Raw genomic sequence first — 22,898 nt, 5'->3', positions numbered from 1 at the left:
CTCCCGGAACTACAATTCTGCAAACAAAAAAACGGACAGGCTCCTTAAGGCAAGAAGCCATATCCGTTCTTTTCAATATATATGACTTAGAGCGGCAATCCCATTTCAAATATGGTCCAGTAGCTGAAGCCTGTAAACGTCAGGATCATATACCCCCAAAAGAGCAGGATGTAGGTCTTTTCCGTAAATTTCATATAGCCCAGGATGACAAAAAAAGCGGTTTGCAAAAAGAAGAGCAGGGCCATTTCCGTGAGATTACCGGCAAAAGCCATAAGTCCGATGGTGAGTGTAAAAAATCCCAATACGCGAAACATGCGGTCCAAGAGAGGGTCCCCCTTCCAGTATGAATCCGGCTAACAGCTGATTACCATTTATTATAACGTCTCTCTAAAACACTGTAAACGAATTCATTGAAAAAAACACAAAAATTCATAAATAATATGATTTTTATTATTGACACAAGCCTTCTGCCCCGAAAAAGAGAATTTATAGCAGAGGTAGTATGAGGTGCAGACAAATTGGCAATACAATTTAGTATCAAATAGATTCTATGAACTCTAATAGAGGCATAGAAATGGAGTAAGCAGCTTTTATCCCTATTCACTACCCGGCGGAGCTGCCGGTTCTGAAGATGGTTATTTCATGATGTTGTTAGGAGGGTTAGGCTTTATGACAGCCGTTAGACAGGATGCTTGGAGTGCGGAAGATGATCTGATATTGGCAGAAATAACGCTGCGTCATATCCGCGAGGGCAGCACACAGCTTGCTGCTTTTGAAGAGGTGGGTGAAAAAATCGGCAGAACTTCGGCTGCCTGCGGTTTCCGCTGGAACAGCTGCGTACGCAAAAGCTACGAGGATGCCATCGGGATTGCCAAAGGCCAGCGCCAGAAGCGGAGCTATCTGAAAAAACAGCCTGCATCACGCGGAGCGCAGGTAGCCGGACTGATTCTCGGTGACATTGAGGAAGACTATGGCCGCAGCGAAGGGTTAAGCGAGAACAGCTTGTCTATCGATGCCGTCATCCGCTTCCTGCGTCAATGGAAGGGAACGTTCCAGGAGGCCGGAAGACAGCTTAAGATGCTTGAGCGCGATCTGCGGGAGAAGGAAGAGGAGCTTTCAGAGCTGAGAGTTGAGAATGAACGCTTATCCAGAGAGGTTAATCTTGCCCAGAGCGACTACCGTGTGGTCAATGATGATTACAAGGCGCTGATCCAGATTATGGACCGTGCCCGCAGGCTGGCTTTTCTTAATGAAGAGGATGAAGAGAAAACCCGCTTCAAAATGGATGCGAACGGAAACCTGGAACGGATTGAATAGAAGAGTAGTGCAGCAAGCCCTGCGTCCGAGTGCGTCATTGCCACGGATTTGCAGGGTTTTTTGTTTTGCTTTTGCAGGAACAGGCAGGATATAATTAGGAAAATTATTGGAGCTTGGCAGGGGGCAGCGTTAGCATGAAAATAGATGTGATAGGTGCGGGGGCTCTGGGGCTGCTGCTTGCAGGCAGGCTGATCACTGGCGGAGCCGAAGTGCGGCTATGGTGCAGGACTGAGAAGCAGAGCAGGGCGCTAACCGAGCAGGGGCTGACCGTCAGCTATGAAGAGGATGGAGAGGCGTTACTGCTTCCGGGCGGGAGCTTCTCTGCTGCACCGGTAGAGGAATATACACAGCGTCAATTGACCGAGCCCGGGGAAGTTACGCTGATAACGGTCAAGCAGAAGGTGCTTCATGAAGCTCTGCCTGCCATTCTCCGGCCGCTGAAAGACAGGAAGCTTATAGTCATAGGGTTCCAGAACGGGTGCGGACATCTGGAGCTGCTCAGAGAGCTGCTGCCGGGGTCATCCATCTGGGCGGCTGTTACGACAGAGGCGGCCAAGAGGAAAACATTAACAGAGGTTATTCACGCTGGCAAAGGGGAAATATGTATAGGAAAGAGCAGCTCTCCTATAAATATTCATGAAACTGATGGGCAGGCGGCTGATTCTGCCGCCATAATTAGTTTCATAGAAGCGCTCACCTCAGCAGGATTTCACGCTTCACTGTCGAAAGAAGTGGATACCATCATTTACCGGAAGCTCCTGATCAATGCTGTCATTAATCCTCTAACCGCCATCTGGCGGGTCCGGAACGGCGAATTGCCGGCCTCCCCTGAACGTGTACAGCTGATGAAGGAACTGTACACAGAGGCAGTCAGGATATTCGAGGCCTGCGGGATTATCCCTGAGCGCCATGCCTGGGAGGCCATTCTTGAAGTATGCCGCGCAACCTCGGTCAATACTTCATCAATGCTGGCCGATGTGCTTGCGGGCAGAGAGACGGAAATCCGCTGGATTAATGGAAGTATTGTGCAGATGGGGCTGGAGCGGGGCATCGAGGCTCCGCTGCACCGCTGGATCTGCGGACTGGTGGAAGGCATGACTGTGAGGGAGGGGTGAGGCTGTTTGGAATTTCTCCGGAATTCGTTCGGCGTGTTAAGCGTTATTCCGATTGTTCCTTTTTTGATTGTGTATTTCGCAGGAATCGGGCTGAGGCATGATAAGAGGAAGACAATGATGATGGCGATGGACATAACCACTTTATTTTTATTGCTGTCAGTTTCAGGACTGTTTAATATTATTTTTGACTCAAGCTTTGGATTCTTCCTTATACTACTTATTGTATTAATATCCGCCGGACTGATTGGCGGCGCGCAAAACCGCCTCAAAGGCGGGGTGGACGGAAAACGATTACTTCGTGCAGTGTGGCGTCTTTCTTTCTTTTTCCTGGGCGTAGGCTACGTATTATTTATGGTGGTAGGCCTCATTCAATACATATCACAAGCGATGTAATGTTCCACTGCTCCGGTGAAGCGTCAACGTCACAAAATTTTAAAGAATTAAAAAAAAGTCGTTTTCAGAAAATATTGCTCTAGATTTTTTTGACCACTGGTTGTATAATCATAAACCATATACCACATTCTATTTAGGGGGAACTGCTAGATGAAGAAGAGTAAAAGTCTATTGCTCATGATCGCAATGGTTCTGGTGATCGGCACAGTGCTTGCTGGCTGCGGCGGTAACAAGAACAATGCGAACAGCGGCACCAATGCAGCGGCGACGACTGCACCCGAAGGCAGCACGAACACAGGAACAACAGGTGACGAGAAGCTGGCTGCTGACCAGACCCTTAGAGTTAACCTGACTGCAGAACCACCTACGTTTAACCCTGCACAAGCTCAGGACAGCCAAGCCAACACCGTCCTGAAGACCATGTATGAAGGCTTGACCCGCATGAATGATGAGACTGGCCAGGCTGAGCCAGGTATTGCCGAGAAGTGGGATATTTCCGCTGACGGACTGGTATATACGTTCCACCTGCGTGATGCACAGTGGAGCAACGGTGACCCTGTAGAAGCTGCTGATTTCGTTCGCGCATGGAAAATCGTGCTCGACCCTAACACAGATCCTACTGCACCTTACGCTTATCAATTGTACTACCTGAAAAATGCTGAAGAATATTATGGAAAGAAAATTACAGATTTCAGTCAAGTGGGCGTAAAAGCTGTAGATGCGAAAACTCTTGAAGTTACGCTGAAAGCACCTACTCCTTACTTCCTTGGACTTCTGTCCTTCTATACGTACTACCCTGTACACAAATCCGTTGAGGGTAATGCAAAATGGGCTACAAATAAAGACACTATGATCACTAACGGTGCATTCACATTGACTGAGTGGACTACCGGCCAATCCCTGCAAGTAAGCAAGAACGATAAATATTGGGATGCTGCCAACATCAAGCTGGCCAAAATCGACTTCTCCCTGGTTAACAGCGGCGCAACTGAACTGCTGAGCTACAAGAACGGCGAACTGGACCGTGCTGGCGCACCTCACGGTGAAATCCCGCAGGAACAGATTCCAATCGTACAAAAAGAGCTTCCTAACGAATTCCAGAGAAAAGGTATCGCAAGTACCTACTACTATGAATTCAACATCACAGAAAAACCGTTTGACAACGCTAAAATTCGTAAAGCTCTGGCAATGTCCATTAACCGCCAGGCACTGATCGACAACGTAACATTGGGTGGACAAATCCCTGCATTTGGTTATGTACCTCCGGGTATCGCCGGCGCTGACGGTGAATTCCGTAATGCAGTTAAAGACGACTACTTCAAAGAAGATATTGAAGGAGCTAAGAAATTGTTGGCTGAAGGTCTGGCTGAAGAAGGTCTGACTGCACTGCCACCGGTTGAATTGTCTTACAACACAAGTGAAGGCCACAAGAAAATCGCTTTGGCTGTAGCTGACATGTGGAAACAAGCTCTGGGTATCACTGTTAACACTGTGAACCAGGAGTGGGCCGTATTCATCGATAACCGTCAGAACCTGAACTACCAGATCGCACGTGCCGGCTGGACTGCAGATTACAATGATCCGATGACCTTCCTCGATATGTGGGTAACAGGCGGCGGTAACAATGATACAGGTTACGCTAACCCTGAGTATGACAAGCTGATTAACGAAGCGAAGACAAGCTCTGATCTGGCAAAACGCCAAGAATTGTTTGCTAAAGCTGAGAAAATGATCATTCAGGATGACATGATCCTGATTCCGTTCTACTACTACACCAACAACTCCCTGACTAAAGAGTACCTCAAAGGTATTACTCTTGACTTCAGCGGTGCAATTGACTTCACTCGTGCTTACCTGCTTGAGCACTAAGAATGACAAAACCTTCAGCTTATATAACTGAATAGTGATAGTCTGAAGGGAGCTTTACACTTCGGGATATATATGTGGAATTCCATATATATCCCTTTTTTTTGCATTTCGGGCTTTTTGTTAAACATTTCACGAACTTACAAAATAAGAAATTAGACAAATGGCCATTTTTTTCATAAAATCTAATTATGTGTCTCGAAAAAAGTCGAAGGAGGTGTTGATGGGGATGGTTCGTTATATTGCCAATAAGTTTTTCTATATGATCGTTTCGCTGTTTGTGCTGATTTCAGCGACCTTTTTTCTGATGAAAGCTATTCCGGGGGACCCGTTTACGGCTGAAAAGAAGATTCCACCTGAAATAAAAGCGCGTTTATACGAGCAATATGGATTCGACAAGCCGCTCTATCATCAGTATTTTAAGTATTTGGGTGAAATCGCCCAGGGCGATCTGGGTGTATCCATGAAGCGTCTGAATCAGGATGTAACACACTTGATCGGCCAGACGTTCTCGGCGTCTCTGAAGCTGGGGCTTATCGCAATTCTTGTGTCGGTTATTGTCGGAGTCTTCCTCGGCATGATGGCGGCACTCTATCACCGCAAGTTTATTGACAGTGCAGCAATGGTGCTGGCGGTGCTGGGGATTGCGGTTCCGAGCTTTGTAGTCGCCTCGCTGCTGCAATATGTATTTGCCTACAAGCTGCATATGTTCCCGGTATCCGGGTTCAAAGGGCCGATGTATTATTTCTTGCCTGTAGCTGCACTCTCGGCGCAGCCGATAGCCTTCATAGCGAGGCTAACGCGCTCAAGTATGCTAGAGGTCTTACACGCCGATTACATCAAGACGGCTAAGGCCAAAGGCTTAAGCTGGGCAGCTATCTTGAGCCGCCACGTGCTGCGCAACGGAATTCTGCCGGTGGTAACCTATATGGGACCAATGACGGCTAACATCGTAACCGGTTCGGTAGTCATTGAGCAGATCTTCGGTATAGGGGGGATCGGCAAGCAATTTGTCGAAGCGATCGGTGTCCGTGATTATACCGTTATTATGGGGATTACTATCTTCTATGGTGTACTGCTTATGGTAGCACGATTTATCACAGATATTGCTTATGTGTTTATAGATCCGCGTATCAAACTATCTGGCGGAAAGGAGGGCTAACGATTGGCTTCTGACAAAAATGTGGTATCGCAGAATGCGAACCTGAAACCGGAAGATTTCCGTAAAATCGGAATTGATGAGGGACAGGCTGAAGTCATTCAGCGTGAAAGTCTGTCCGCCTGGCGGGATTCCTGGGAACGCCTGCGCCAGAACAAAATGGCAATGACGGCTCTGGGAATTCTCGGTCTAATCGTACTGGCTGCGATTATTGGTCCGTTGTTCTCAAAATACAATTACTACTCTAATGATCTGCTCAGCACCAATAAGCCTCCTTCATCCGACCACTGGTTTGGTACAGATGATTTGGGGCGTGATATCTTTGTCCGCACCTGGTACGGCGCACGGATCTCGCTGATTGTCGGCCTGGCCGCCGCGGCGATTGACCTTTTCATCGGGGTAATCTACGGCGGGATTATGGGCTTCTTCGGTGGCCGTGTAGACAATATCATGAATAAAATCTCTGAAATTCTGTACTCCATTCCATACCTGCTTGTAGTTATTCTGCTCTTGGTTGTACTTGAGCCGAGTCTGGGAACCATTATTCTGGCGCTCACGATAACGGGCTGGATTACGATGTCCTGGATTGTACGCGGAGAGATTATGCAGCTTAAGAACCGTGAGTTCGTTCTGGCTTCGCGTTCGATGGGTGCTGGGTCCAAGCGGTTGCTGTTCAAGCATCTTTTGCCGAATGCTGTAGGACCGATTATTGTAACAATTACGCTGTCTGTACCGAATGCCATCTTTGCCGAAGCGTTCCTGAGTTTCCTCGGTCTTGGTGTACAGGCCCCTATAGCTTCACTCGGATCGATGATCAGTGACTCGCTGACCGGCTGGATGTACTATCCTTGGCGTTTCCTGTTCCCTGCGATTCTGATCAGTTTAACGATGCTTTCCTTTAATATTTTTGGTGACGGTCTGCGTGATGCGCTTGACCCTAAGCTGAAGAAATAGAACGGAATGGATTCGCGGCAAAGATATTGGCATGATACTTCAAGACCCGATGAACTCTTAGAACCCAACGTCAAGCTGGGGAAACAGATAACCGAAGTTTTGATCACACTATCGAAAATGTCAGCGGCCGAAGCGATAACGCAAGGGATTGCATTGCTGAAGCTGGTGGGCAATACCGATGCGGAGGCCCGCGTTAACCAATATCTCCACGAATTTTGCTGGTAAGGCCGGGAGATGTTCAAGAAATTCCCGGCATATGCACAACAATGAAGGAGGTGCAGTTCGTTTGAGTAAGAGTCTGAGTAAGAATCTGATTGAAGTAGAAGGTCTTAAGAAGTATTTCAATGTAGGCAAAGGAAAAGTTCTTAAGGCTGTTGATAATATTAGTTTCTCGATTCGCGAAGGCGAAACCCTGGGTATGGTAGGGGAGTCCGGCTGCGGCAAGACTACTGCAGGCCGTACAGTTCTCCGCTTGTATGAGCCGACTGCAGGAAGCGTGAAATACAATGGTACAGATATCTACAAATTGTCCGGCGGCAAGATGAAGGCGATGCGCCGTGATATGCAAATGATCTTCCAGGACCCGTATGCCTCACTTAACCCGCGGTTTACGGTGTCTGACATCATCGGTGAGGCACTGGACATTCATGGTCTGGCCGGAAGCCGCCAGGAACGCAAGAAGCGGATTGAAGAGCTGCTGGATATGGTTGGACTTAACCATGATCACGCCACCCGTTATCCGCATGAGTTCTCCGGCGGGCAGCGCCAGCGTATCGGGATTGCCCGCTCGCTTGCCGTGAACCCTAAGTTCATCGTCTGTGATGAGCCGATCTCGGCACTCGACGTATCGATCCAGGCACAGGTCGTTAACCTGCTCAAGGAGCTGCAGGACCGTCTTGGACTTACCTATCTCTTCATCGCGCATGACTTGTCCATGGTTAAACATATCAGTGACCGTGTGGCCGTTATGTACCTGGGCAAAATGGTCGAGCTGGCGGAAAGCGAAGAATTGTACGCAAATCCGCTCCATCCTTATACCAAATCCCTGCTCTCTGCGATTCCGGTTCCGGACCCGGAAGTGGAATCGAGCAAAAAACGCATTCATCTGCATGATGAGCTGGGCAGCCCGATTTATGCGGCCGGCGAGAAGACAAATGACAGCGATTATGAACTGGTTGAGGTGTCCAAGGGACATTTCGTAGCCAAACAATTTGCCTAAACTTAAAACGGCAGGTGGAACGTAGGCGGGAGCATTCAGCTCTCGCCTATTCTTTCAATATGAGGATATTCTTCATATCCTTCATAAGGATGGCGTATATTACTTTGACGCCACACCCAACATTGGATACAATCATAAAGGGTTTACCGATTTATGAATTACATATAGCAGCAGGTTATTGCAGAACAAGGAGGCCACTATCCATGAATGTTGTACCGGAACCACTGCCGGGCGGATCTGCGCTCGCCAGTGACTATATACATCACTATGACACAGTAGGACATTTGTATGGCGGCGACTTCCGCAGCCGGGAGAGCCGGGCTGAACGTGCAGATTGGCTGGACCGTACAGGAAGCCTGCGGGCAGACCGCGCAGGGGTCGTTTCATATTTACGCAGCTATAACGGGAAGCACAATACCCATGAGGCTGTTCTTCACTCTCTTGAATTGCTGGAGCAGCCCGAAACGCTGGTAGTGACCGGCGGCCAGCAGAGCGGCTTGTTCACCGGCCCGCTCTTCGTGGTATATAAGGCCATTACGGTGATTCAGGCAGCCCGTGAGGCCGCAGCGCAACTCGGACGCCCTGTTGTTCCGCTGTTCTGGATTGCGGGGGAGGATCATGACTGGGATGAGGTCAATCATACCTATGTGCTGAACAGGACAGGCGAAATTGCCAAGATTAAGCTGGATAAAGGCGAAGGACCGCGGTCCTCGGTCAGTGACATCAAGGTGGATGCCGAGAGCTGGCTTCAGGCGGTTGCGCAGCTGGACGGCTTACTCCAGGACAGTGAGTTCAAACCGCAGCTTATGGAGCTGGTCACCGCTGCTTCAACAGGTGCCGGGAATATGACGGAGGCGTTTGCTAAGCTGATGGGGGCATTGTTCGGGAAATTCGGACTAATTCTGCTGGATTCTGCTGATCCTGCCCTGCGCAGGCTTGAAGCGCCGATGTTCGCCTCCATGATTGAACGGAATGACGAGCTGGAGACAGCCTATCTTGCAGCGGCTGAACGGATTACGGATAGCGGATATGAGCTGCAGGCAGATGTGACGCCGGGCAATGCGAATCTTTTCTACATCCATGAAGGTGCGCGGCTTCTGCTCCATAAGGCGGAGGGGCGGTTCGCAGACCGGAAAGCAACAGTCTCGTTCTCCCGTTCTGAGCTGCTGGAGCTGCTGGAGAGCCATCCCGAACGGTTCAGCAACAATGTGCTAACCCGCCCGCTGATGCAGGACTATATACTTCCTGTACTCGCTACGGTGCTTGGACAAGGGGAAATGGCTTACTGGGCAATTCCGCATCAGGCCTTCAAGGTCATGGACGGACAGATGCCGCTGATTATTCCGCGCATGTCTTTTACAGTCATTGAGGGAACGCTTCGCAAGCATATGGATAAATACGGCTTGTCCTTCACGGATGTGCAGGCGGGTCTGGATGATAAACGCAAAGCGTGGCTGAGCGCTCAGGACGAACTGAAGCTTGAAGACAAGTTCGAGGAGATCAAGACAGCCTTCGCCGGGATGTATGATCCGCTGATCGAACAGCTTGGCAGCATTCAGGCAGGACTGCTGAAGCTGGGCGGCAATAACAAGGATAAGATTATCGACCAGATCTCATTCCTGCAGGCCAAAGCTCTGGATGCGATGGAGAAGCAGAATGAAGCTGCACTCCGCCAGTGGGAACGGATTGAGCTGTCACTGATGCCGCTGGGTAAGCTTCAGGAGCGGGTCTATAATATTATGTATTATCTGAACCGTTACGGTCTGGAATGGCTGGAGGAATTGATGGCTGTGCCTGCTGACTACAGCGGAACACACCGTATTATTTATATGTAAGCAAATTATTCTAGGGGGTCCTACCATGAGTTCATTATCCAAGCACAACAGCATTGTGGCCGATATGTCGCTTGCACCCGAAGGGCATCTCAAAATCGACTGGGTTCGCCAGCATATGCCGGTACTGAACCGTATCCGGGAGCAGTTCGAAGCCGAGCAGCCGTTCAAGGGGCTCAAGGTATCGATCACGCTTCACCTGGAAGCCAAGACCGCTTATCTGGCCAAGGTAGTGCAGGCAGGTGGTGCTGAGGTGACGATTACGGGCTCCAACCCGTTATCTACCCAAGACGATGTGTGTGCTGCACTTGTTGAAGACGGCATTACTGTATTTGCCAAATACAATCCTTCCCCGGAAGAGTTCAAGGCATTGAACGTCCGGGCACTGGAGAGCAAGCCGGACCTGATTATCGACGACGGCGGCGATTTCGCTACCCTGCTGCACTCCGAGCGTCCCGACCTGATGGAGAATATCCGCGGGGGAGCTGAGGAGACAACCACGGGTATTATCCGCCTGAAGGCACTGCAGAAGCAGGGCATGCTGAAATTCCCGATGGTGGCGGTAAATGACGCTTACTGCAAATATTTGTTCGATAACCGCTACGGTACAGGACAGTCAGCATGGGACGGCATCGTCCGCACCACCAACCTGATTGTGGCCGGCAAAACCGTGGTCGTGGTGGGCTACGGCTGGTGCGGCAAAGGGGTAGCGATGCGGGCCAAGGGACTTGGGGCGAACGTAATTGTTACGGAAGTGGATGCGATCAAAGCGGTCGAAGCCCACATGGACGGATTCCATGTCATGCCTATGCTGGAAGCTGCGAAGCAGGGCGATTTCTTCGTTACCGTCACTGGTAACCGCTATGTGATCCGCGGAGAGCATTATGATGTGATGAAGGATGGCGCGATTCTCTGCAATGCCGGACATTTCGATGTGGAGGTCAATAAGCCGGAGCTGGCCGAGCGCTCGGTGTCCCAGCGGACGGTGCGCAAGAATATCGAAGAATATCAGCTGAAGGACGGACGCAAGCTGTACCTCCTGGCTGAAGGGCGGCTGGTGAACCTTGGCGCAGCCGATGGCCATCCGGCAGAGATTATGGATACCACCTTCGCACTCCAGGCCTTGTCCCTCAAATATGTGAATGACAATTATAAGAGCATTGGCGTCAAAGTGGAGAATGTTCCCTATGAGCTGGATGAACAGGTAGCGCGTTACAAGCTGGAAAGTCTGGGGATATCCATCGACAGCCTGACACAGGCGCAAGTGGAGTATCTGGACAGCTGGAATCTGAACGACTAAGGATATGGATCTGCACGAGCCCGGAGCCAGTCAATTGGCCCGGGCTTTTGCGTGTTTACGGGACAGATTAGAGTACCACTTGACAAAAAGAAAAAATTACCTCCGCCCGGAAGAAGGTTTTTGATTTTTAACGGCGAATCTATTATGCTTAGGTGGTGAAAAGTGGGGCAAAGTGGGGAATTGGGATCCAGGGGTGGGGATAAAGCATGTTTATGGGGGAATACCAGCACAGCATTGACGATAAAGGCCGGATCATTATCCCGGCCAAGTTCCGTGAAATGCTCGGAACCTCCTTCGTTGCGACCCGTGGCCTGGACTCGTGCTTGTTTGTTTATCCCATGGAAGAATGGGGAATCATGGAGCAAAAGCTCAAAAGCCTTTCACTGATGAAATCGGATGCCCGTGCGTTCAGCCGCTTCTTTTTCTCAGGAGCAACTGAGTGTGTATGGGACAAGCAAGGCAGAGTGAATCTGCCGGGGAATCTGCGGCAATATGCCAAGCTGGACAAGGACTGTGTTATTCTGGGCGTTTCGAACCGGGTGGAGATCTGGAACAAGGAGCTATGGGAGCAGTACTTCGAACAGTCAGAGGAATCGTTCAACGAAATCGCCGAGAAATTGGTGGATTTCAATTTTGATCTATAAAACATAACAATTCGAATTACTGCCTTGGAGGGATGCAGCTTGTTTCACCACATCACGGTACTAAAAGAAGAGGCGACAGAAGGGCTGCACATCAAGAAGGATGGCCTATATGTAGATTGTACGCTCGGGGGAGCCGGGCACAGCGCCCTTATCGCATCCAAGCTTAGCGGCACTGGACGGCTGATCTGTCTGGATCAGGATGACTGGGCACTGAACAACGCGAAAGAGAGATTGTCCGAATACGGCGACAAGGTGGTAACCGTCAAGACTAACTTCCGCGATCTGGAGCAGATCCTGAAGGAACTGCCGTTTGTTCCACAGAAGGATGGAGTTCCCCAAGTGGACGGAATTCTCTTTGATCTGGGGGTATCCTCTCCGCAGTTTGATGAAGGGGAACGCGGCTTCAGCTACAATCATGATGCGCCGCTGGATATGCGGATGGATCAGTCGGCACAGCTGAGCGCGGCGGATATCGTCAACACCTGGAGTGAACAGGAGATTGCCAGGGTGCTTTTCCAGTATGGAGAAGAGAAATTCTCACGGCGGATTGCCCGGAAGATTGTAGAGCGCAGGGAAGAACGCCCGGTGGAGAATACCGGAGAACTGGTCGAACTGATCAAGGAAGGCATTCCTGCGGCGGCAAGAAGGACCGGAGGACATCCGGCCAAGCGGAGTTTTCAGGGGCTGCGGATTGCCGTCAATGATGAGCTGGGTGCTTTTGAAGAAGGGCTGCATGCGGCTGTACGCTGTCTGGCGCCTGAGGGAAGGGTATCCGTTATTACCTTTCACTCGCTAGAGGACCGGATCTGCAAGCAGATTTTCAGCAGCTATCTGAGCCGTTGCACTTGTCCGCCTGACCTTCCGTACTGCGTGTGTGGTGCAGAAGGCACGCTGAAGCTGATCAACCGCAAGCCTATCGTGCCCGGGGAAGAAGAGCTGGAGCTTAACTCGCGTGCCCGTTCAGCCAAGCTGCGTATCGCAGAGAAATTGTAGATGACGATAAAGGAGAATCAGAGATGGCTTATACCCGCGGAAATTTAGCAGTTCAACCTAAGAGAAAACAAGAGGCAAACCCGCTGTACCGTGAGAAAACGAAAGTTGTCACCAGGCGCAGAGTGCTGCCGCTGCAGGAGAAGCTTTTGTACATGCTGACACTGGGAGCCTTTATTCTGGTAGCAGCCTCCCTGATCTGGCGTTACGTCCATATTTACGATTTGAACATGCAGGCCCAGATTCTGGACAGCGAAATCGCGAGCAACAAAAAGCAAATTGCCACGTACAAGATGGAGAAGCAGACGCTGGAGCAGACGATCGTTCCGCGGGCGAAGGAAATGGGCTTTGTGGTCCCTTCTGAGGAATCTACTATCTATGTTCCGCTTAGCAGCCAGGCTACTGACAAGGCCGGTAAATAATCAGCGATCAACGGCAGTCGCAATAATAAAGGTTGTGAGGTACCTTATGGTTAAGAGAATCAAACTTCGCACGCTGTTTATAGGAGGGTGTATTACCCTCTTTTTTCTTGTTTTAGTTGCCAGAGTATTCTGGATTCAGGTCCTGCAAGGCAAGGAGTGGCAGGAGGTCGCAGCTACGCAGTGGGCGCATACTTCAACCATCAAGGCTGTCCGCGGGGTGATCGAAGACCGTAACGGCAGTGTTCTGGCAAGCGATGTGCCTGCTTACACGGTGGTGGTTAACCCTAAAGTCATTGCCGAGAAAAAGATCGGTGAAGAGGTAATTCAGGGTCTGCATGAGCTATTGAACAAACCGGCGGATGAGCTGAAGAAGCTGGTGGAGGCTAAGGATAAAGACGGGGAATATCTGAAAAACCGCGAGATCCGTAATGAAGGCTGGAAGATTAACCAGGAGATGGCCGATAAAGTGAAAGCTTTTGTAGATAAACTGAAGGAAGAACATAATACGCTGGAAACCGGAGTCGGTCTCGTCACGGAACAGAAGCGTTATTATCCGAAGGATTCACTCGCTGCACATATTCTGGGATATACCGACAGGGACGGCAAAGCGATGATGGGTCTGGAAAAGTATCTGGACAAACAGCTCTCCGGTACAGACGGGAAGCTGAATTACCAGAGTGACGGCAAGGGCATCAAGCTGCCCGATTCCAAGGATACGTTCCAGCCTGTGGTGAATGGAAGCAACTATAAGCTGACGATCGACAGCACGATCCAATTATATATTGAAGAGGCCATGAAGAAGGCATTTGCCGAGTACAAGCCCAAATCGATCAGTGTCATTGCTGCCGACCCGAACACGATGGAGATTCTGGGTCTGGCCAATATGCCGACCTTTAACCCGAATGAATATTACGATCAAAATCAGGATGCGGCGGGCTTCTTTAATCATGCGATTATGACGAGATTCGAGCCTGGTTCAACGTTCAAGATTGTGCCGCTGGCCGGTGCTGTGCAGGAGAAGCTGTTCAATCCGAATGCCACCTTCCAGTCCGGTTCCGTCCGGATTAAGGGATATGGCAAGCCTATCTATGATATGAACAGAGCCGGTTACGGAACGATCACCTTCCTGGAAGGGGTTAAGCGTTCAAGCAACGTTGCGTTCGTCAAGCTCGGTTATCAGATGCTGGGCAAGGACAAGCTGCTGCAGTATATCACGAATTTCGGGTTCACGGAAAAGACGGGCATTGACCTCCCGGGAGAGGTTACGGGTATTGTCAACCCTGATCCGAACAGAGCGGTGGAGAATGCTACACTTGCTTATGGTCACGGTAAACTGCTGGTCACTCCGATTCAGCAACTCGCTGCGGTGGCGGCGATTGCGAACGGCGGCAAGCTGCTCGTGCCGCATGTGGTGAAGGAGGTTACTGATCCGAATACCGGCAAGACTACGGTCACGCAGACAGAGGTGGTGCGTCAGGTGCTCTCCGAGGCGAGTGCCCGTGAGACAAGCAGTTATCTGGAGCAGGTAGTGGCTGATCAGCAGCACGGTACCGGCAGACATGCCTATATCGAGGGTTACCGGGTAGCGGGCAAGACAGGTACGGCGATTAAGCCCGATGGTAAGGGCGGGTATGACCGCGACAAGGTTCGCTCCTCCTTCCTTGGTTATGCACCGGCCAATGACCCGAAGATCGCAGTCTTCGTCATTATTGACGAGCCTGCCGATGCTGCGGGCGGCGGCGCCGCTGCGGGTCCGGTCTTCAAAGATATCGTCTCCCAGGCGCTTCCTTATATGGGCGTACCCAAAGCTGGTGATGTCGCCAAGCCTGCCGATAAGAAGACGGTGAAGGCCGAGGCTGCCACCCAGCGCACGGCGCCGGATCTGACCGGCAAGACGGTGAAGGCGGCGAGACAGCTGCTGATTAATCAGGGCTTTGATTTTGAAGCTGTAGGTCAAGGAGCGAGTGTAGTCAGCCAGTACCCAGAGAAAGGCACCGCCCTGACAGCTGGACAGCGGATCTATCTGTTAAGCGAGCAGGGAGAGAACGTGACGCTTCCTGATCTGCGCGGACAATCCCTGCGCGATGCCCTGGAGATTCTGAACCTGCTGAAGGTGGGAATCTCCGTGGAGGGTGAAGGCTATGTCACAGAGCAGAGCCAGGCCAAGAATAAGGGCAAGGTGCAGGTAGCGCTGAAGCTGAGCCCCCTCAATGAATATGGCGAGAACATTCCTGTAGCCTTGGCAGATGAGACCGATAAGGAAGAGGCGGCAGAGTAACGCTCATACAGGCTTGTTCTAACCCCTGTTTGTCCCGAATAGTCATGAAGGTAAGAGATCATGTCTATGAGCGAAAGCGGGGAGAACACAATGAAGGTGTCAAAAGTCGTAAGCCGGCGGAGAATGCTGTGGACGCTGCTGGGACTGGCCGTATTGTTCGGCGCGCTGGCTGTGCGTCTTGCCTATGTACAGTTAACCCAGGGTGAGAAGCTGAGCGAGAGGGCCGAGGATTTATGGCGGCGGAATATCCCCTTCACCGCCAAACGCGGCGAGATCTTGGACAGGGAGGGCGTGGCGCTGGCTTACAATATCAGCTCACCGACGGTCTATGCCATTCCGGTACAGGTGAAGGAGAAGGAAGAGACCGCGAAGCGGCTGGCTCCGCTGCTCGGGATGACCGAGGAGAAGCTGGTCACACTGCTGACCCAAAAGAAGGCCTCAGTGAAACTGCAGCCCGGCGGCCGCAAAATTACGATGGAGCTTGCCGCGAGCATCCGTAATTTGCAGCTGCCGGGCATCGTTGTCGCTGAGGATAACAAACGGTATTATCCCTTCGGGGATCTGGCCGCACATATTCTGGGCTTCACCGGAATCGACAATCAGGGGATTACCGGGATTGAGAGCATCTATGATAAGCTGCTTCAGGGAAGTGCGGGCAATATCTCCTATCTCTCTGATGCCGGAGGCCGGCTGATGCCGGGGTCCTCCGAGAAGTACACCGAGCCGCAGGATGGACTTAGCCTGCAATTGACCATCGACAAGCAGATTCAATCCATTATGGAACGCGAGCTGGATCAGGCCATGGTGAAATATCAGGCCCAGGGAGCCTGGTCTATTGCCATGGACCCGCGCAACGGTGAGATTCTGGCTATGGCGAGCCGGCCGGGTTATGAGCCGGGGACTTATCAGGAATACGATGCCGAAGTCTATAACCGGAATCTTCCGATCTGGATGACGTATGAGCCGGGTTCCACCTTCAAGATCATCACGCTGGCTGCGGCATTGCAGGAAGGAAAGGTGGATTTGCAGCATGAGCATTTTTTCGATCCGGGCTATATTGAGGTCGGCGGAGCCAAGCTGCGCTGCTGGAAGAAGGGCGGGCACGGAAGCCAGACCTTCCTTGAAGTAGTCGAGAACTCCTGCAACCCGGGCTTCGTAGCCTTGGGGCAGCGTCTGGGTAAGGATACGCTGTTCAAGTACATCCGGGATTTCGGCTTCGGGAGCAAGACGGGGATCGACCTGAACGGTGAAGCGAACGGGATTCTGTTCAAGCCGGCCCAGGTGGGCCCGGTGGAGCTGGCGACCACTGCATTCGGCCAAGGGGTATCCGTCACGCCGATCCAGCAGATTGCGGCGGTATCGGCAGCCATCAACGGCGGCAGGCTGTATACTCCGCATGTCGCCAAGGCCTGGATTAACCCCGATACCGGCAACGTGGTGTCCGAGACCGAGCCGGAGGAAGTGCGGCAGGTAATCTCGGAGGAGACCTCGAAGAAGGTGCGGGCTGCCCTTGAGAGCGTGGTTGCCAAAGGCACCGGCCGGCCGGCATTCATTGACGGCTACCGTGTGGGCGGCAAGACAGGGACAGCACAGAAGGTAATCAACGGACGGTATTCTCCTACGGAGCATATCGTATCCTTTATCGGCTTTGCGCCGGCGGATGATCCGCAGATCGTGGTCTATACAGCGGTTGACAATCCGAAGGGAATTCAGTTCGGGGGTGTAGTAGCCGCTCCGATTGTCCAGAATATTCTTGAGGATTCTCTTTTGTATCTGAAGGTACCACAGCGTAAGGATCAGCTGCCTAGAACCTATAAATACGGGGAGACTCCCATAGTGACGGTCCCAGATCTTACGGGAGCAACCGTTCAGGATATCTATGAGGACCTGAATATGAATTTCATGCTGGTCCGTTCCGGCTCGGGCAATACCGTAATCAATCAGGCTCCGAAGCCCGGTGCAAGAGTGCAGCAGGGCTCTACCATCCGGATTTACATGGGAACGCCAAGTGAACCTTAAAACGTATATTTTAATAATTTTATGGATAATTTAGCCAAATTATAAGGATTTTATGCAGAGTGAGGGATAGGTATGTTAATTAAAGAACTCTCTTCTTGTCTGGCCGCTTCCCGTCTATACGGGGATGGAGACATAGAAATTTCAGATTTGCAGGCCGATTCACGCAAGGTGGGTCCGGGCGATTTGTTCATCTGTCTGCCCGGACATACGGTGGATGGACATGATTACGCACCTCAGGCTGCCGCCAAGGGCGCCGCAGCCCTGGTCTGCGAACGGAAGCTGGATATTGACCTGCCGCAGATCGTAGTCGATGACTGCCGGTATGCCATGTCCGTGCTGTCCAATGCCTTCTTCGGTTCACCCAGCAGCCGGATGAAGCTGATCGGGATCACCGGCACCAACGGCAAGACGACTACCACGTATCTGATTGAACGGATCATGCAGGATCATGGGGTGAAGACCGGACTGATCGGGACCATTCAGATGCGGTATGACGGTCAGAGCTATCCGATGTCCGGTACGACACAGGAGTCGCTGGAGCTTCAGCGCAGCCTGAATCAGATGGCGCTTAAGGGTGTGCAGTGCTGTGTAATGGAGGTATCCTCCCATGCGCTCCAGCAGGGGCGGGTGAAGGGGACCGACTACCGCACAGCGATATTTACGAATCTGACCCAGGATCACCTGGATTACCACCATACGATGGAGGAATACCGCGCAGTGAAGGGACTATTCTTCTCGCGGCTCGGCAACGTGATCTCGCCGTGGAAGGAGGAACGCAAATACGCCGTGCTGAATGCAGACGATGAAGCCAGTGCCTATTTTGCCGCCCAGACCGCAGCGGAGGTCCTTACATATGGTATCGACAGGGCTGCGAATGTCCGGGCATCGCAAATATCGATCACATCCAAAGGAACTTTTTTCCATGTGGAGACGTTTAAGGGTGAGACGGATATTTCGCTTCGCATGGTCGGCAAGTTCAATGTCTATAATGCGCTAGCGGCTATTACAGCTGCACTCTTGGAGGATGTGCCGCTTGCGGACATCAAGGCAAGTCTGGAGTCGGTGGCAGGCGTGGACGGCCGAGTAGAGTCTGTGGATGCCGGGCAGGATTTCGCAGTCATAGTTGACTATGCGCATACGCCGGACGGCCTGGAGAATGTGCTGAGGGCTGTAACGGAGTTTGCGCAAGGCAAGGTGCTGACGGTCTTCGGCTGCGGCGGGGACCGCGATACGACCAAACGGCCGCTCATGGGCAAAATAGCCGCCAAATACAGCGACCATGTGCTGGTTACCTCCGACAACCCCCGGACGGAGGACCCTTTGCAGATTCTGGCCGATATTGAGGCGGGACTGCGCGAGGATGGCGTGGCACGGAAGCGCTATGAGATGATTCCGGACCGGCGGGAAGCCATCACGAAAGCTATTGAAATGGCAAGCCCCGGCGATGTAGTATTGATTGCGGGGAAAGGTCATGAGACCTATCAGCTGATCAAGGGAGTCGTTCATGATTTCGATGACCGCATCGTTGCTAAAGAAGTGATAAGGGGCCGAAGCTATTGATTATTAGAACATTGAATAACGTTGCGGAAATGTGCGGAGGAGAGCTGTCCACGCCCGAAGCTAAGGATATAGAAATTAAGGGAGTCATCACCGACTCGCGCAAAATATCGCCGGACTGCCTGTTCGTCCCGCTGGTTGGAGAGCACTTCGACGGCCATCAGTATGCGGCCGCGTCCTTGGCGGCGGGAGCCGCCGCTGCCCTCTGGCAGAGGGATAAGGGCCCGGCACCCGCAGGCGGCGGGGTTATACTGGTAGAGGACACTTTAGCAGCACTGCAAAAGCTGTCCTCCGCCTATTTGGCCGAGGTTGCCCCCCGGGTGGTTGCTGTAACGGGAAGCAACGGCAAGACCACGACCAAGGATATGATTACGGCGCTGCTGGAAGTAGAGTACAAGGTGCACAAGACCCAAGGGAACTTCAACAATCATATCGGCCTGCCACTGACGATCCTCTCGATGGACAGCGATGTTGAAATCGCTGTGCTGGAGATGGGCATGAGCTCACGGGGAGAGATCGCCCTCTTGTCTCTGCTCGCTTCTCCTGACGTAGCGGTGATTACCAATGTGGGCGAATCCCATCTGCTGCAGCTTGGCTCCCGCAAGGAAATCGCCAGAGCCAAGCTTGAGATTGTGGACGGACTTCAGCCGGGCGGGCTGCTGATCTATAACGGGGATGAGCCGCTGCTCGCCGAGGTTCTGGCAGAGCCCGGCTTCCGCACGCCTGAAGGGATGATGACCTTCCGCTTCGGGCAATCTGCGGACAATGATGATTATCCGACCGGTCTGATGTCGCACAGCGGGGGAATGACCTTCACCTCGCAGCTGCATGGGGAGCGTGCCTTCACCCTTCCGCTGCCGGGGCAGCATAATGTAATTAATGCGCTCGCTGCGCTTGCGGTGGCGCGTCATTATAAGGTGAGCGATGACCAAATGGCAGAAGGACTAAGCAGCCTCAAGCTGACCGGCATGCGGATTGAGGTTATTCAGGCGGCAAGCGGGCTGGTTCTGCTGAATGACGCCTATAATGCCAGTCCGACCTCCATGAGGGCGGCGATCGATGTGCTCCAGTCCATGAAATGCAGCGGCCGCAGAATCGCGGTGCTGGGGGACATGCTGGAACTCGGGCCGGAGGAGCTTCAGTTCCACCGGCAGATCGGCAGCTATCTCGACCCGGAGCTGACGGATGATGTATTCACCTTCGGCCCGCTGTCGGCACAGCTTGCGGCCGCGGCCTCGGAGCGGTTCGAGGCCGGGCATATCTTTGCTTTTACCGATAAAGAAGCCTTGATCACTGCCTTGACTGCGAAGTGCGGCAATGATGATGTGGTGTTGTTCAAAGCATCCAGAGGGATGCGCCTGGAGGAAGTGCTAAATCGCCTGAAAGAACATTCTGAAGCGAATTCTAACTAAAGGAGGGGTGTACCCATGGATTATCAATTGCTTCTGCTGACTATTGCTGTGTCCTTTATCCTTGCGGTCATTGCCGCTCCGCTGATCATACCGCTGCTGCGCCGCCTTAAGCTCGGACAGCAGGTTCGTGACGACGGGCCCCAGACCCATCTGAAGAAGGCGGGAACCCCTACCATGGGCGGCGTAATCATCATGGTCGCGTTCACGCTGTCTTTTCTGAAATTCTCGGTCATTAATTCGGACTTCTATGTACTGCTGGCCGCTACACTGGGCTATGGACTCATTGGATTCTTGGATGATTATATCAAAATTGTGTTTAAGCGCTCCCTTGGGCTTACGGCGCGCCAGAAGCTGCTGGGCCAGCTGCTGGTCGGCGTCGTGCTCAGCGTTCTGCTGATCTCGGCCGGGCATAATACGAATATCAGCGTTCCGGGAACCTCCTTCAGCTTCGACTGGGGCCCCTGGTTCTATTATCCGTTCATTGTGCTGATGATGATGGCAGTCACGAATGCCGTTAACTTCACGGACGGTGTGGATGGTCTGCTGTCAGGCGTAAGCGCGATTGCGCTCGCTGCCTTCGCGGTGGTAGCCATGCAGGCAACCTCGATTGCCGCTGGTGTCTGTGCCGCTGCGATGATTGGCGCAGTGCTTGGCTTTCTCGTATTCAATGCCCATCCTGCCAAGGTGTTCATGGGCGATTTCGGCTCCTTCGGAATCGGCGGGGCAATTGGCGCGATTGCGATTGTCACCAAGACCGAGCTGCTCTTTGTGGTGATTGGCGGAGTCTTCGTGGTTGAAATGCTGTCCGTAATTATTCAGGTCGCTTCGTTTAAGACGCGCGGCAAACGGGTATTCAGAATGAGCCCGATCCATCATCACTTTGAGCTGGGCGGCTGGTCGGAGTGGCGTGTAGTCGTCTCCTTCTGGGCGGTGGGCCTCGTGCTGGCGGCAGCTGGACTATATCTCATCAAGGGGTTGTAACGAATGAAACATCCGGATCTGTACCGTGGTCAAGAGGTGGTTGTCCTGGGGCTCGCCAAAAGCGGCGTCCAGGTGGCCAAGGTGCTGCATGAACACGGCGCTGTGGTGACGGTCAATGATAAAAAGGAAAGAGATCAGAGTCCCGAAGCTTCCGAACTGGAATCTTTGGGAATTTCTGTTATATGCGGAGGGCATCCGCAGACACTGATCCACGAGGGTGTGGAGCTGGTGGTCAAGAACCCGGGGATTCCCTATTCGGTCGCTCCGGTACAGCAGGCGCTGGAGCTGGGGATTGAGGTAGTAACCGAGGTGGAGGTAGCTTATCATCTCTGCGCTGCCCCGATGATCGGCATCACCGGCTCCAACGGCAAGACTACTACAACGACCTGGGTGGGCCATATGCTGGAGGCAGCGGGGATGCGGCCCATTGTGGCCGGCAACATAGGAACGCCGCTCTCTCAGGCCGCACAGGAGGCTGACGCGGATAACTGGATGGTGGTCGAGCTGAGCAGCTTCCAGCTGAAGGGCACCGAAGCATTCCGGCCCAGAATCGCTGCTTTGCTGAATGTGGCGGAGACCCACCTGGACTACCATGGGGGTATGGAGGATTATGTAGCCTCCAAATCCAGGCTGTTCGCCAACCAGGAGCCGGAGGATACGGCTGTGCTGAACTGGGATGATCCGGTCTGCCGCGAGCTGGTGCCCTATCTGAAGGCGGAAATTATGCCCTTCTCCATGAACGAGGAGCTGGTGCAGGGTATCTTCGTCCGCCCGTCCTATGTGGCGGATAGGGTTGATGAACTGAAGCGCGTTATTATCTACCGCGATTCCAGCGGAAGCGAGACCGAAATAGCCGCTGTCGATTCTATCGGACTTCCCGGACGCTTCAATGTAGGGAATGCGCTGGCTGCCTGCGGCATTGCCATTGCCGCAGGGGCGGACCCGGCGGTGCTGGGTCCGGTGCTGGCTTCCTTCCGCGGGGTGGAGCACAGGCTGGAGTATGTAGCAGACAAGGCAGGGACCGCCTATTACAACAATTCCAAGGCTACCAATTCCAAAGCGACCTCCATGGCGCTGGACTCCTTCCGGAAGCCGGTCATTCTTATCGCCGGAGGCCTGGACCGCGGCTCGGATTATATGGAGCTGTTGCCTGTCCTGGGGGGGAATGTCAAAGCGCTGATAGCGCTTGGGCAGACCCGGGACAAGCTGGCGTCTGTAGCCCGGCAGGCAGGAGTAAAGACGGTCATCTCCGTCGATAATGGGGAGAGTGCCGCTGCCGTGCTGGAGCAGGCTGTGCGGGAGGCTTCCACCCTGGCGGAAGCGGGGGATGTGGTTCTCCTGTCCCCTGCCTGCGCGAGCTGGGATATGTTTACCTCCTATGAGGAGCGCGGGCGTATTTTTAAAGAGGCGGTGCATAACCTTTAAGTAGGGGGGTGGATA

Annotated in this window: 19 protein-coding genes; 18 read left to right on the top strand and 1 reads right to left on the bottom strand. The window is 52.5% G+C overall.

The genetic code is table 11. The features are described 5' to 3' along the window. Window positions 1-86 precede the first annotated feature (86 nt). Entirely contained in the window at window positions 87-323 is a 237-nt protein-coding gene (locus tag MHH28_RS14210; RefSeq protein ID WP_340752288.1) for a DUF2626 family protein, read from the bottom strand. Between the two features lie 346 nt (window positions 324-669). Between MHH28_RS14210 and MHH28_RS14205 the strand changes: the two genes are divergently transcribed. The 18 genes from MHH28_RS14205 to murD all read left to right on the top strand — a co-directional run bounded on the left by MHH28_RS14205 (window position 670) and on the right by murD (window position 22,883). Further along, window positions 670-1,317 carry an RsfA family transcriptional regulator gene (locus tag MHH28_RS14205; protein WP_405115920.1) on the top strand — a complete coding sequence of 216 codons (648 nt, stop codon included), beginning with the start codon at window positions 670-672 and terminating at the stop codon, window positions 1,315-1,317. A 134-nt stretch (window positions 1,318-1,451) separates the two neighbouring features. Beyond that, window positions 1,452-2,432, top strand: a complete 981-nt coding sequence (locus MHH28_RS14200; RefSeq protein WP_405115918.1) for a ketopantoate reductase family protein — start codon at window positions 1,452-1,454, stop codon at window positions 2,430-2,432. 33 nt (window positions 2,433-2,465) lie between these two features. Beyond that, window positions 2,466-2,825 (top strand): DUF3397 domain-containing protein, encoded by a 360-nt coding sequence (locus MHH28_RS14195; RefSeq protein WP_405115916.1) that lies wholly within the window; start codon window positions 2,466-2,468, stop codon window positions 2,823-2,825. A 150-nt stretch (window positions 2,826-2,975) separates the two neighbouring features. Continuing rightward, the gene (locus tag MHH28_RS14190) at window positions 2,976-4,694 is read left to right on the top strand and encodes a peptide ABC transporter substrate-binding protein (protein ID WP_405115914.1); all 1,719 of its coding nucleotides are present in this window, start codon (window positions 2,976-2,978) and stop codon (window positions 4,692-4,694) included. A gap of 226 nt (window positions 4,695-4,920) precedes the next feature. Further along, window positions 4,921-5,853, top strand: a complete 933-nt coding sequence (locus tag MHH28_RS14185; protein WP_405117087.1) for an ABC transporter permease — start codon at window positions 4,921-4,923, stop codon at window positions 5,851-5,853. A gap of 3 nt (window positions 5,854-5,856) precedes the next feature. Next, entirely contained in the window at window positions 5,857-6,804 is a 948-nt protein-coding gene (locus tag MHH28_RS14180; protein WP_405115912.1) for an ABC transporter permease, read from the top strand. 256 nt (window positions 6,805-7,060) lie between these two features. After that, window positions 7,061-8,023, top strand: coding sequence for an ABC transporter ATP-binding protein (locus MHH28_RS14175; RefSeq protein ID WP_405115910.1), 963 nt, complete (start codon window positions 7,061-7,063; stop codon window positions 8,021-8,023). Window positions 8,024-8,226: 203 nt separating this feature from the next. Continuing rightward, the gene (bshC, locus tag MHH28_RS14170; RefSeq protein ID WP_405115908.1) at window positions 8,227-9,858 is read left to right on the top strand and encodes a bacillithiol biosynthesis cysteine-adding enzyme BshC; all 1,632 of its coding nucleotides are present in this window, start codon (window positions 8,227-8,229) and stop codon (window positions 9,856-9,858) included. A gap of 25 nt (window positions 9,859-9,883) precedes the next feature. Beyond that, window positions 9,884-11,155 carry an adenosylhomocysteinase gene (locus MHH28_RS14165; RefSeq protein ID WP_405115906.1) on the top strand — a complete coding sequence of 424 codons (1,272 nt, stop codon included), beginning with the start codon at window positions 9,884-9,886 and terminating at the stop codon, window positions 11,153-11,155. Between the two features lie 206 nt (window positions 11,156-11,361). Continuing rightward, complete coding sequence (gene mraZ, locus MHH28_RS14160) at window positions 11,362-11,799, top strand: division/cell wall cluster transcriptional repressor MraZ (protein ID WP_173128235.1); 438 nt, start codon at window positions 11,362-11,364, stop codon at window positions 11,797-11,799. A 39-nt stretch (window positions 11,800-11,838) separates the two neighbouring features. Continuing rightward, on the top strand, window positions 11,839-12,792 hold the full coding sequence (gene rsmH / locus MHH28_RS14155; RefSeq protein ID WP_405115904.1) for a 16S rRNA (cytosine(1402)-N(4))-methyltransferase RsmH: 954 nt from the start codon (window positions 11,839-11,841) through the stop codon (window positions 12,790-12,792). A 23-nt stretch (window positions 12,793-12,815) separates the two neighbouring features. Further along, window positions 12,816-13,211: a hypothetical protein gene (locus tag MHH28_RS14150; protein ID WP_405115902.1), complete on the top strand. Its 396-nt coding sequence runs from the start codon at window positions 12,816-12,818 to the stop codon at window positions 13,209-13,211. A gap of 46 nt (window positions 13,212-13,257) precedes the next feature. Further along, window positions 13,258-15,489 carry a penicillin-binding transpeptidase domain-containing protein gene (locus MHH28_RS14145; RefSeq protein ID WP_405115900.1) on the top strand — a complete coding sequence of 744 codons (2,232 nt, stop codon included), beginning with the start codon at window positions 13,258-13,260 and terminating at the stop codon, window positions 15,487-15,489. Between the two features lie 90 nt (window positions 15,490-15,579). Next, the gene (locus MHH28_RS14140) at window positions 15,580-17,508 is read left to right on the top strand and encodes a stage V sporulation protein D (protein ID WP_405115898.1); all 1,929 of its coding nucleotides are present in this window, start codon (window positions 15,580-15,582) and stop codon (window positions 17,506-17,508) included. 72 nt (window positions 17,509-17,580) lie between these two features. Continuing rightward, entirely contained in the window at window positions 17,581-19,068 is a 1,488-nt protein-coding gene (locus tag MHH28_RS14135) for a UDP-N-acetylmuramoyl-L-alanyl-D-glutamate--2,6-diaminopimelate ligase (RefSeq protein ID WP_405115896.1), read from the top strand. Beyond that, on the top strand, window positions 19,068-20,477 hold the full coding sequence (gene murF, locus MHH28_RS14130) for a UDP-N-acetylmuramoyl-tripeptide--D-alanyl-D-alanine ligase (protein WP_405117084.1): 1,410 nt from the start codon (window positions 19,068-19,070) through the stop codon (window positions 20,475-20,477). The genes MHH28_RS14135 and murF overlap by 1 nt, the downstream gene beginning before the upstream one ends. A 15-nt stretch (window positions 20,478-20,492) precedes the next feature. Beyond that, window positions 20,493-21,458 carry a phospho-N-acetylmuramoyl-pentapeptide-transferase gene (mraY, locus tag MHH28_RS14125; protein ID WP_405115894.1) on the top strand — a complete coding sequence of 322 codons (966 nt, stop codon included), beginning with the start codon at window positions 20,493-20,495 and terminating at the stop codon, window positions 21,456-21,458. 3 nt (window positions 21,459-21,461) lie between these two features. Beyond that, on the top strand, window positions 21,462-22,883 hold the full coding sequence (gene murD, locus MHH28_RS14120) for a UDP-N-acetylmuramoyl-L-alanine--D-glutamate ligase (protein ID WP_405115892.1): 1,422 nt from the start codon (window positions 21,462-21,464) through the stop codon (window positions 22,881-22,883). The last annotated feature ends 15 nt before the right edge of the window (window positions 22,884-22,898 follow it).

Origin of the sequence: Paenibacillus sp. FSL K6-1217 (genome assembly GCF_045040735.1) — a bacterium.
GTDB lineage: Bacteria > Bacillota > Bacilli > Paenibacillales > Paenibacillaceae > Paenibacillus_AQ.
Note: the sequence above shows the minus strand (reverse complement) of the source record. Positions and strands in the feature narration are given on the sequence as shown.